Raw genomic sequence first — 11,609 nt, forward strand, 5'->3', positions numbered from 1 at the left:
TTCTAAAAGTGTTAAAATAGTATCCAAGAAACTGGAGAAAATACATGCCGAAAGAAGAGAATTTAACAGGGGACCAAGTCGTTGCCCTTACAAAAAAATATTTATCACCTGAAGATGTTGCTTTTGTGCAAAAGGCTTTGGTCTATGCGGTTGATTGCCATAATGGGCAATTCCGTCAGTCTGGCGAGCCTTATATCATCCACCCAATTCAAGTGGCAGGAATCCTTGCCAAGCTGAAACTGGATGCTGTGACGGTCGCCTGTGGCTTTTTGCATGATGTCGTGGAAGATACGGATGCGACTTTAGATGATTTAGAGCGCGAATTTGGTCATGATGTGCGCGTGATTGTCGATGGGGTGACCAAGCTCGGGAAGGTCAAGTACAAGTCCCATGAAGAGCAGTTGGCGGAAAACCATCGCAAGATGCTCATGGCTATGTCTCAAGATATCCGTGTCATTTTGGTCAAATTGGCAGACCGCTTGCATAATATGCGTACCCTCAAGCATTTGCGCAAGGATAAGCAAGAGCGCATTTCGCGTGAGACCATGGAGATCTATGCACCACTAGCCCACCGTCTCGGGATTTCCAGCGTCAAGTGGGAGCTTGAAGATTTGTCTTTCCGTTATTTGAATGAGACAGAATTCTACAAGATTTCTCATATGATGAAGGAAAAACGTCGCGAGCGAGAAGAGTTGGTCGAAGAGGTTGTCAACAAGATTGAGACCTATGCAGGGGAACGCCATTTGCATGGAAAAATTTATGGCCGACCAAAGCATATCTACTCGATCTATCGCAAGATGCAGGATAAAAAGAAACGCTTCGATGAAATTTACGACTTGATTGCCATCCGCTGTATCCTGGATACTCCAAGTGATGTCTATGCCATGCTAGGCTACATCCATGAGCTCTGGAAGCCGATGCCGGGGCGTTTTAAGGACTATATTGCCAACCGGAAGGCCAATGGCTACCAGTCCATCCATACGACGGTCTACGGCCCTAAAGGACCGATTGAGTTTCAGATCCGTACCAAGGAGATGCACGAGGTTGCTGAGTACGGGGTTGCGGCTCACTGGGCCTATAAAAAAGGCATCAAAGGTCAAGTCAACAGTAAGGAATCTGCTATTGGGATGAACTGGATCAAGGAGATGATGGAACTCCAAGACCAGTCAGGCGATGCCAAGGAATTCGTAGAAAATGTAAAAGAAGACATTCTGGCAGAAGAGATTTACGTCTTCACTCCAGATGGAACTGTGCGCTCGCTTCCCAAAGATTCCGGACCGATCGATTTTGCCTATGAAATCCACACCAAAGTTGGGGAAAAAGCCATAGGTGCCAAGGTCAACGGCCGGATGGTGCCCCTCAATACCAAACTTCGGACGGGAGATCAGGTGGAGATTATCACCAATGCCAATTCCTTTGGTCCAAGTCGTGACTGGTTGACCCTTGTTAAAACTAGCAAGGCGCGCAACAAGATCCGTCAATTCTTTAAAAATCAAGACAAGGAATTGTCTATTAACCGTGGCCGTGACCTCTTGATGGCCCAATTCCACGAGCATGACTTGGTAGCCAATAAGTTCATGGATAAAAAGCACATGGACAAAGTGCTACAAAAATCAAGCTATAAGACAGAAGAAGCCTTGTTTGCGGCGATTGGTTTTGGAGAGATTGGGGCTATTACCATCTTTAACCGCTTGACGGAGGATGAACGCCGAGAAGAAGAGCGGGCTAAGGCACGCGCAGAAGCAGAAGAGCTAGTCAAAGGTGGCGAGGTCAAGGTTGAAAATAAAAAAGATACCTTGAAGGTCCGTCATGAAGGTGGTGTGGTTATCCAAGGAGCTTCTGGACTCTTGATTCGGATTGCTAAGTGCTGTAATCCAGTTCCAGGCGATGAAATTGTCGGTTACATTACCAAAGGGCGTGGTGTCGCGATTCACCGTCGAGACTGTATGAATCTTCGCGCTCAAGACAACTACGAACAACGCTTAATTGATGTGGAGTGGGAAGATAACAATACGACTAAAGACTACATCGCCCATATCGATATTTACGGACTCAACCGTGCAGGCCTTCTGAACGATGTACTCCAAGTCCTCTCCAATACAGCTAAGATGATCTCAACTGTCAATGCCCAACCAACCAAAGACATGAAATTTGCCAATATCCACATTTCCTTTGGGATTCCGAACCTATCGATGTTGACAACGGTTGTGGATAAGATTAAGAGTGTGCCGGAGGTATACTCTGTTAAGCGTACTAACGGCTAATCGGCTACTCAGTTATCTTTTATAGCTTCGTTAGCTCGCCTTGCCGTACTGAAGTACTGTCTGTGTCTCGCTGCCTTGCCCTAAAAGCAACTGAACAGCCGTTGCTTTTCAGCTAGTCTGTCTGCGTCTTGCTGCCTTGTCTGAAGTTGATGTTCTTTGAAGGTTAGTAGTGAATGCCAAATAGATTTATAATATAGGATAGTAAAATGAAATTAGTGATTCAACGGGTTAAGAGTGCCTCAGTTTCCATTGATGGTCAAGTCTACAATGCGATCCAGCAAGGCTTGTTGCTCCTAGTGGGAGTGGGGCCTGAGGATGATCAGAAGGATTTGGATTATGCGGTCCGCAAGGTATCGCAGATGCGTATTTTCTCAGATGAGGAAGATAAGATGAATCTTTCGGTCAAAGATATCCAAGGGGAAATCTTATCGATCTCTCAATTTACCCTCTTTGCGGATACCAAAAAAGGCAACCGTCCTGCTTTTACAGGGGCTGCCAAGCCAGATATGGCCAGTCAGTTATATGATGCCTTTAATGATCAATTAGAAAAAGAAGTCCCTGTCAAACGAGGGATCTTTGGGGCCGATATGGCGATTGAATTGATCAATGATGGTCCAGTGACGATTTTGTTAGATACAAAAAATCCATAAGTAAGAAAACATGCAGTCGGATTAGACTGCATGTTTTTCAATATAGAGTTGTTGGGCGATCACTTGGCTGATAGAAATTTCTTGTCCATGGATGACTAAGTGATAGAGGCCTGTGTAGTCATCATATCGTTGAAACGCGATAGTATCCCCAATCTGGAGATGGATCTGGTCTAAGAATTTTAACAATTCATAGGTGTCATGGACCCTTTGCAGAATATACAGACCAGGTTGGGTCGCTTCGCTGAGACGGTCTTGGTAGGCTTCGACAAGCCTTTCGCCTTTCTTTGGAATTGTCCCACCGTGAGGGCAGGTCTTAGGATTTCCAAGCATGTGATCCAGCTGGTCAATGAAATGTTCAGAAACGGTATGCTCGAGAACTTCTGCCTCTTCATGGACTTCTTCAGTTGTATAGTCAAGTTTTTCCAGAAGAAATACTTCGATCAAGCGGTGCTTGCGGTAGAGATCAGAGACCAATTGCGAGCCTAGATCTGTTAGCAAATACCCATGGGTCTTGTCTTTCACCAAGAGACCCTCAGAGATCATGCGCTTAATCATCTCGGTCACAGCGGGTGGAGAGACCTGCATGCGACTGGCAATTTCTTTATTACTGATTTTTTCTACTTCTGTGCCAATTTCGTAAATGCACTTGAGGTAATCTTCTTTGTTTGGTGTCATGCTTTCCTCTTTTCTTCGCTTACTTCTAGTATATCAAAAAAATCTTCAAAAACGCTAATGGAGTAATGAGAATTGTCTCAAGCTCCAAAAGATGGTAGTATAGAAGCATAGAAAGGACGGCACTATGAACAGACGGGAATTAGTGAGATTAGGCTGGAGAGAGAGTAGTTTAGCCTATCTAGAGAAGCACTTGCAGGGATTGAAAGATCCACAAGCCTACCAAGAACAATACCAGTCTGTCTTTTTCTTTGCCAGTCCTCTGTTTCAAAATATGTGGTTTCAAGAGATCAAAGATCTAACGGAAACGGCTGCCCAAGACTTGCTGAGGGGAGTCATGAAAATTCTTCTTATGCCAAGTGACCTGTCCGGAACTTGTGAAGAAACAGCCTTTCTTCTGAGTAGGATGGCTCCAGATTGTCCGCCAGGTTCCGATTTTTGGAAGGCTTTTTCACACGTCGTGCAAATCGCCTTTGAAAAGGATCCCTTAGCAGATCAGTCGGGAGATCAGCTCTTGAAACGCCAGGTTCACCAGTTGCGCTACCTACTTTCAAGTTACCAAGCCCAGTGGATTCGGACGCATGAGGCCAGAGCTGGACAGACTGACGAGGAGGCCTTACAAGCTTACTTACAGGAGGCTAGAGCGGTCACGGTGGATGCTTATGCGGCTGCCCGCCTTCACAACAAGGTCTCCCTAGGGCCAGATGGTCACCTTCATTATCCATCAGGGGCCTCCCAACAAGTCAATTTCAAGGTCTTGTTAAATTTCCATACGGAGTATATTCTCGATCAAGCCGGGCGTTTTCTCAATGAAGTCGATCCAGTAGAAGTTTCTGAAAATGGCATTGTCAATGGGGCTAGTTTTAACTACGGGCTGGCTAGGGGACGGACCCATAAGGACTTAGATATTGACCCCGTCAAAGCTTGGGACCCAGCCTTTCGTAAGCAGGTCCTTTATCGTCAAGGTGTTCGCTATCTAGCTCCGAAGAATGACCGAGGAGAGCAAGGTTATTGGAGTCGAAAAGGAGTTTTTGCACAGGGAGGTAAGAGCTATAAGCAACAAGTGGCAAAGCGCGTGCGAAGCTTCCTACAAGGCATCCCTCGCTTACGCTGGCGGGTCCTCCTCCAAAATGGGCTCCATCGGATTTTATAGCAGACAAAAAGAGGTCTACGACCTCTTTTTCGTTTATCCAAGTGCTTTGACGGCTTCGATTGCAGCGTCGTAATTGGGTTCGCTGTTGATGTTGTCTAGGTATTCAACGTAAGTCACCTTATTATCTGCATCTAAGACCAAGACAGCGCGCGCAAGTAGGTGCCATTCATTAATCAAGAGGCCGTATGCTTTCCCGAAGGAATGGTCGTAGTAGTCTGAGAGCATGATGGCATTGTCGAGCCCTTCAGCAGCGCACCATTTACCTTGAGCAAAAGGAAGGTCGACAGAGACTGTCAAGACGACAGTGTCTTCCATATCCGATAAGGTTTGATTGAAATGACGTGTTTGCATCGAACAGATACCTGTGTCAATAGATGGGATGATGCTGAGGACTTTTTTCTTGCCAGCGAAATCAGCTAAAGATTTCTTCTCAAGAGCTGGAGTGATCAATGAAAAATCATGGGCCATTTCCCCTACTTGAAGTTGAGATCCGGTAAAGGTCACAGGGTTTCCTAAAAATGTTGCCATAAAAAGACTCCTTTTTTGTTTTTATTGTACCGCAATACCGGTGGAGGGACCACTGATTTGTTTAGAAATCTGAATGGTCTACTGACTCAATCCTTCTGCGATCTTGTCTAAGTTCCACTTCATCATGCTGTAGTAGCTATCGCCCTTTTCTCCTTCTTTGGCAATCGAGTCAGTGAAGATCTTTGCATAGATCGGGATATTGGTATCCTTAGACACAGTTTTCATAGGACGCTCATCGACACTGGATTCGACAAAGAGGGCCGGTACTTTGGTTTGCCGGAGCTTTTCTACCAGCGTTTTGATTTGGTCAGGTGTCCCTTCTTCTTCCGTATTGATTTCCCAGATATAGGCAGATGGGACGCCGTAGGCTTTGGAGAAGTACTTGAAGCAGCCTTCACTGGTTACAATCATCTTCTTCTCTTCTGGGATATTGTTGAATTTTTGTTTGGCTTCTTGGTCGAGCTTACTAAGTTTTTCAGTATAGGCTGCTAGATTTTTTTCGTAGAAGTCCTTATTTTTGGGATCTTTTGCGATCAATTGTTTGGCAATGTTTTTAGCGTAGAGGATCCCGTTTTCGAGATTGAGCCAAGCGTGAGGGTCTTCTTTTCCAGCTTGGTTTTGGCCTTCCAGGTAGATGACGTCGACTCCGTCGCTAGCTGCGAAATAGTCTTTGTTTTCAACTTTATTGGCATTTTTGACCAATTTAGTAAACCAAGCATTGCCACCGGTTTCGAGGTTGATCCCGTTGTAGAAGATGAGGTCTGCTTGCGAAGTCTTTTTGACATCTTCTGGAAGCGGTTCGTACTCGTGAGGATCTTTGCCGACAGGAACGATACTGTGCAGATCGATCTTATCCTCAGCAATATTTTTAGTTATATCTGCAAGGATTGAATTGGTGGTGACCACTTTCAATTTACCAGAAGCTCCAGAAGAAGAGCCTTTGCTACAGGCCAACAGACCAAATAAGAGCGCCACAAAGAGGGCGAGGATAGAAGCGGTTTTTTTCATGTGTTTCTCCTTTAATGAGATGAAAGAGCGTGCTTATTCTTTCTCTGCTTAGGAGCGATAAAGAAGCTGATGAGAAAGAAGACAGCAGAAGTGAGGACAATACAAGACCCGACGGCGATGTTTAAGCTATAGCCAATAAAGAGTCCCAGGATGGATGCAAGAGCACCTAATCCGGATGAAAGGAGCATCATGGACCAGAGACTATTGGTATAGAGATAGGCCGTCGCAGCGGGTGTAATGAGCATGGCGACGATGAGAATGGTTCCGACACTCTGCATAGCAGTGACAGAAACCAAGGTCAAGAGCACCATAAGGAGGTAGTGATAGACCTTGACCCGGACGCCCATGGATTGAGCCAGAACAGGATCAAAAGATGTGAGCAGTAAGGGTCGAAAGAGTAGGACAATCACCAGCAAGACCGCAGCACCAACACCGATGGTTATCCACATATCCCGGTCTTGGACGGCCAAGATATTCCCAAAGAGGATGTGGAAAAGGTCGGTGGAACTTTTAGCGACTCCAATCAGGATGACTCCTAAGGCGAGGAAAGAAGAAAAGGTAATCCCAATTGCAGTGTCGCTCTTGATGATGGAGTTGCTCTTGATATAGGTGATAAGGACGGACGCCAGGAGGCCAAAGACAATAGCGCCAATAAAGAAATTGATGCCCAGGATAAAGGAGAGAGCCACACCAGGAAGAACTGCGTGTGAGATAGCGTCTCCCATGAGAGACATGCCTCTTAAAATAATGAAGCATCCAACGGCTCCAGCGACAATCCCGATGGCGATGGCTGTGATCAGGGCATTCTGTAAGAAGTGGAATTGCTGTAATCCATCGATAAATTCTGTAATCATCCGACGCCACCTCCTATAAAGAGTTCATGCCCATAGGCTGCATGCAGATTTTCTTTGGTAAAGGTTTCCTCTGTTTTCCCAAATGCAATCAGTTTACGATGAAGGAGGAGGACCTGGTCGAAATAAGCTGGGACCTTGCTGAGGTCGTGATGGACGATCAGAATGGTCTTGCCTTCTTGTTTCAAGGTCTGGAGGGTCTGCATGATGATGTCTTCGCTGACAGAGTCAATCCCTGCGAAGGGCTCATCCAAAAAAATGACATCCGCTTCTTGGACCAAGCAGCGGGCGATCAGCACCCGTTGGAATTGCCCTCCTGAAAGCTGGCCGATCTGGCGATCCGCTAGATCAAGAAGATTGACAAGTTTCAAGGCATTTTCCACTTTTTGGAGATCTTCTTTGCTTTTTCTCTTGAAGATAGAAAGGTGGGGATAAAGACCCAGTGAGATGCACTCTCTCACCGTGATGGGAAAGTGGAAATCAATAGCGGATTTCTGTTCGACGTAGGCCACCCGTTGAAGAACTTGGCTGAGATCTTTTTGATCGAGCTGGACCTTTCCCGCATGAGGGAGAAGTCCTAGCATGGCCTTGATTAGGGTTGATTTTCCAGCCCCATTGGGGCCAAGAATGCCTAGGATGGTTGGACCCTGGATGGTGAGGGAAAGATCCTCCAAGGCCAGTGTTTGCTGGTAAGCAACACTGAGATGTTCAATTTGAATCATGATTTTGCTCCTTTACCATTAATATACATGAATAAAAAAATTAAGTCAAGTTAATTTTTAAAATAATTTAGATTAACTTACTTGTAATCATTGAAAAAAGTTCCTATTTTTGATAAGGTTAATAGAAAAGAATGAAAGCGAGAAGATCATGGTACGTTTACAAGATGATTTTTATGATTACGTCAATGGGGAATGGGCTGAGACAGCTGTTATTCCTGATGACAAACCGTCAACTGGTGGTTTTATGGACTTAGATCGAGACATCGAAAACTTGATGTTGGATATCACTGGGAAATGGCAACGGGGAGAAGAGCTGCCTGAAGACAGCATTCTGCAAAACTTTGTCAAATACCATAAAATGGTGGCAGATTTTGATGCACGGGAAGCAGCTGGTGTAGCACCAGCCATGCCCTTGATCAATGAAATCAAGGCCTTGTCTTCTTTTGAAGACTATACCAGCAAGCTGGGAGCCTATGAACTAGCTGGCAAACCAAATATCATGCCATTTAGCGTGTCACCAGACTATATGAATGCCCAAATGAATGTCTTGTGGGGAGAAGCGCCGGCTCATATCTTGCCAGATACGACCTACTATGAAGAAGGCAACGAAAAAGGCCCAGAATTACTGGCTATCTGGCGCCAAATGATGGAAAAACTTTTACCTAAATTTGAATTCTCAGAGGCAGAAATCAAAGATATCCTGGATAAGGTCATTGCGTCGGATGCAGAATTGGCCAAATATATCTTGTCAAATGAAGAAAGATCCGAGTACAATAAACTCTACCATCCTTATAAGTGGGCAGATTTCAAGGCCTTGGTTCCAGAATTGCCACTCGATACTTTCTTTACAGAAGTGATCGGACAAACACCAGATAAAATCATCGTTCCAGAAGAGCGTTTCTGGAAGGAATTCGCACCAACATTCTATTCAGCAGCCAACTGGGAAACTATTCATGCAAGATTGAAACTCAGTGCAGCCGTAGATTGGACTTTATTCTTAACCGAAGAAATTCGTGTCTTGGCTGGTGAATATGGACGGACCATTTCGGGTATTCCAGAAGCTCGTCCAAAAGAAAAGGCGGCCTTGTCATTAGCAGAAGTACCATATAGCCAAGCGCTTGGACTCTGGTATGCAGGTGAAAAATTCTCACCAGAAGCAAAAGCAGACGTAGAGCATAAAGTAGCGACCATGATTGAGGTCTACAAGGATCGTCTGGAAAAAGCAGGCTGGCTCGCTCCTGAAACTCGCGAAAAAGCCATTGTCAAGCTCAATGTCATCACACCGCATATCGGCTACCCTGAAAAATTACCAGAAACATACGCCAAGAAGATCATCGACGAGAGCAAGACCTTGGTGGAAAATGCTCAAGCCCTTTACGAAATTTCCATTGCCCATACTTGGAGCAAGTGGAACCAACCGGTTGATCGAAGCGAGTGGCACATGCCAGCTAATATGGTCAATGCCTACTATGATCCGCAACAAAACCAAATCGTCTTCCCAGCAGCGATTTTACAAGCACCATTCTATGACCTTCACCAATCATCATCAGCCAACTACGGTGGAATCGGTGCGGTCATTGCCCATGAAATCTCCCATGCCTTTGACACCAATGGTGCTTCCTTTGATGAAAACGGTAGCTTGAAAGACTGGTGGAAGCCAGAAGATTACGAAGCCTTTACCGCTCGCACGCAAAAGGTCATCGATCAGTTCGAAGGGCAAGACTCTTACGGTGCCAAGATTAATGGGAAATTGACCGTTTCTGAAAACGTGGCAGACCTCGGTGGTATCGCTGCAGCCCTTGAAGCAGCGAAGAAAGAAGCAGACTTCTCAGCAGAAGAATTCTTCACCAACTTTGCTCGCATCTGGCGCATGAAAGCTCGGACAGAGTACATGCAACTCCTCGCAAGTGTCGATGTCCACGCACCAGGAAAACTCCGCACCAATGTCCAATTGCCAAACTTTGACGAATTCTTTGAAACCTTTGATGTCAAAGAAGGAGATGGCATGTGGCGCGCACCAGAAGACCGCGTGATCATTTGGTAGTCTAAGATACTAAGCCCGTAAAAAAAGCGAGAAGAAAATAGGAGATTGACCATGTGGGCCAGGCCCACCAGTCAATCTCTCTTTTTCTCGACGCTTTTAGGGCGAGTTCAATTTCGCGATAGTGATTTATCTTTTTTCCAAAGGAAGTAGTCTCGACTTCAGTTAGGCGATTGATTGATTTTCTTGATTGCTCGTGAAAAAAATAAAAATCCCCAAAGCTACTGAAACTAGCTTTGGGGATTTTTGATAATAAGATCCATCAAATAAAAATGAAACGCTTCCAATGACTGCGTGAACAGATAAATTTAATTGATTGGAGCCATGTATAATTCTTTGAATTTCATAGAAATAAATGCTACTATGGGTGTGAACTAAATAAATTTTAAAGGAGCAGACTATGAGAAATTTTGCAAGTCCGTCACGTTACATTCAAGGTGAGAATGCCTTATTTGAAAATGCGCAATCTATTTCAGAATTAGGGAATCACCCTGTTTTGCTATGTGATTCAGTGGTCTATGATATCGTAGGGAAGCGTTTTGAAGAATACCTTGGTCAAAATGGGCTCACGGTTTTGCCAGTCTTCTTCAATGGAGAAGCTTCTGACAACGAAATCAATCGTGTGGTTAGTCTGGCAGAAGAAAATGGCTGTGATTTGGTCATTGGACTTGGTGGAGGAAAGACCATCGATAGTGCAAAAGCTATTGCTGATCTTCTAAAATCACCAGTTGTGATTGCTCCGACCATAGCCTCTACAGATGCTCCCGTTTCCGCCTTGTCGGTTATCTATACGGATGAGGGTGCCTTTGAGCGCTATATCTTCTATTCTAAGAACCCAGAATTGGTCTTGGTGGATAGCAAAGTGATCTCTCAAGCACCAAAACGCTTGCTCGCTTCTGGTATCGCAGATGGCCTAGCAACTTGGGTAGAAGCGCGTGCAGTGATGCAAGCGAATGGAAAAACCATGTTGGGTCAACGACAAACCTTAGCGGGTGTCGCCATTGCACAACGTTGTGAAGAAACCTTATTTGCTGATGGACTCCAAGCCATGGCTGCTTGTGAAGCAAAAGTCGTAACCCCTGCTCTTGAAAACATCATTGAAGCCAATACCCTTCTTAGTGGTATTGGGTTTGAAAGTGGGGGATTAGCAGCTGCCCATGCCATCCATAATGGCTTTACTGCCCTTACTGGGGACATCCACCATTTGACTCATGGTGAAAAAGTAGCCTATGGAACCTTGGTTCAATTGTTCTTGGAAAACCGTCCGAAGGAAGAATTGAACAAATACATTCGTTTCTATCAACAAATCGGTATGCCAACGACTCTGAAAGAAATGCATCTTGAAACTGCAAGTTATGAAGATCTTCTCAAAGTTGGTCAACAAGCCACCATCGAAGGAGAAACCATCCATCAAATGCCATTTGAAGTGAAGGCTTCTGATATTGCCCAAGCCATCGTAGCAGTAGATGCCTATGTTCAAGGTTTAGACTAAATCAATATCTGTCATTCACAGATAATGTAGACAAACTGATTTTTTACATCAAACAAACTAATGGATGCCTAAAAAATTAAAATTAGATACTTTTTAAGGCTCATTAAAAAATACTTAGGAACTTTCCGCCGTGAGAAAAGTGCCTGAAAACAATTGTTTCAGGCACTCGGGAGTTTTGAGACCTTAGGCTCAAAACTAAGTCATGGAACTTCTTCGAAGTTCGCTGAC

10 protein-coding genes are annotated in these 11,609 nt (G+C 44.8%); 5 read left to right on the forward strand and 5 right to left on the reverse strand.

Annotated features, from left to right (window positions below):
* Positions 1 to 44: 44 nt before the first annotated feature.
* Both HMPREF3002_RS00565 and dtd read left to right on the forward strand, forming a co-directional pair.
* A complete protein-coding gene (locus HMPREF3002_RS00565; protein WP_070664774.1) occupies positions 45 to 2,264 on the forward strand; it encodes a RelA/SpoT family protein in 2,220 nt (739 codons plus the stop codon).
* Between the two features lie 206 nt (positions 2,265 to 2,470).
* On the forward strand, positions 2,471 to 2,914 hold the full coding sequence (gene dtd, locus HMPREF3002_RS00570) for a D-aminoacyl-tRNA deacylase (protein WP_049486459.1): 444 nt from the start codon (positions 2,471 to 2,473) through the stop codon (positions 2,912 to 2,914).
* Between the two features lie 21 nt (positions 2,915 to 2,935).
* Here dtd and HMPREF3002_RS00575 read toward each other — a convergent pair whose 3' ends face one another.
* Entirely contained in the window at positions 2,936 to 3,589 is a 654-nt protein-coding gene (locus tag HMPREF3002_RS00575) for a metal-dependent transcriptional regulator (RefSeq protein WP_070664776.1), read from the reverse strand.
* A 124-nt stretch (positions 3,590 to 3,713) separates the two neighbouring features.
* On the opposite strand from HMPREF3002_RS00575, the gene HMPREF3002_RS00580 reads away from it, so the two are divergent.
* Positions 3,714 to 4,739, forward strand: coding sequence for a DUF3114 domain-containing protein (locus HMPREF3002_RS00580; protein WP_070664778.1), 1,026 nt, complete (start codon positions 3,714 to 3,716; stop codon positions 4,737 to 4,739).
* A 33-nt stretch (positions 4,740 to 4,772) separates the two neighbouring features.
* Here the strand turns inward: HMPREF3002_RS00580 and tpx are convergent, their stop codons facing one another.
* From tpx to HMPREF3002_RS00600, 4 genes are all read right to left on the reverse strand, one after another.
* A complete protein-coding gene (gene tpx, locus HMPREF3002_RS00585) occupies positions 4,773 to 5,267 on the reverse strand; it encodes a thiol peroxidase (RefSeq protein WP_070664781.1) in 495 nt (164 codons plus the stop codon).
* Between the two features lie 78 nt (positions 5,268 to 5,345).
* Positions 5,346 to 6,275 (reverse strand): metal ABC transporter substrate-binding lipoprotein/fibrin-binding adhesin FimA, encoded by a 930-nt coding sequence (gene fimA, locus HMPREF3002_RS00590; RefSeq protein ID WP_023919586.1) that lies wholly within the window; start codon positions 6,273 to 6,275, stop codon positions 5,346 to 5,348.
* Between the two features lie 11 nt (positions 6,276 to 6,286).
* The gene (locus tag HMPREF3002_RS00595; protein WP_003004302.1) at positions 6,287 to 7,129 is read right to left on the reverse strand and encodes a metal ABC transporter permease; all 843 of its coding nucleotides are present in this window, start codon (positions 7,127 to 7,129) and stop codon (positions 6,287 to 6,289) included.
* Positions 7,126 to 7,848 (reverse strand): metal ABC transporter ATP-binding protein, encoded by a 723-nt coding sequence (locus HMPREF3002_RS00600; protein ID WP_023919584.1) that lies wholly within the window; start codon positions 7,846 to 7,848, stop codon positions 7,126 to 7,128. The genes HMPREF3002_RS00595 and HMPREF3002_RS00600 overlap by 4 nt, the downstream gene beginning before the upstream one ends.
* 148 nt (positions 7,849 to 7,996) lie before the next feature.
* Here HMPREF3002_RS00600 and HMPREF3002_RS00605 point away from each other — a divergent pair, with 148 nt between their 5' ends.
* Together HMPREF3002_RS00605 and HMPREF3002_RS00610 are read left to right on the forward strand one after the other, a co-directional pair.
* Positions 7,997 to 9,892 carry a M13 family metallopeptidase gene (locus tag HMPREF3002_RS00605; RefSeq protein WP_070664783.1) on the forward strand — a complete coding sequence of 632 codons (1,896 nt, stop codon included), beginning with the start codon at positions 7,997 to 7,999 and terminating at the stop codon, positions 9,890 to 9,892.
* Positions 9,893 to 10,289: 397 nt separating this feature from the next.
* Positions 10,290 to 11,381 carry a glycerol dehydrogenase gene (locus tag HMPREF3002_RS00610; protein ID WP_031574902.1) on the forward strand — a complete coding sequence of 364 codons (1,092 nt, stop codon included), beginning with the start codon at positions 10,290 to 10,292 and terminating at the stop codon, positions 11,379 to 11,381.
* Positions 11,382 to 11,609: the final 228 nt, after the last annotated feature.

Origin of the sequence: Streptococcus sp. HMSC065E03 (assembly GCF_001815045.1) — a bacterium.
Taxonomy (GTDB): Bacteria; Bacillota; Bacilli; order Lactobacillales; family Streptococcaceae; genus Streptococcus; species Streptococcus parasanguinis_AD.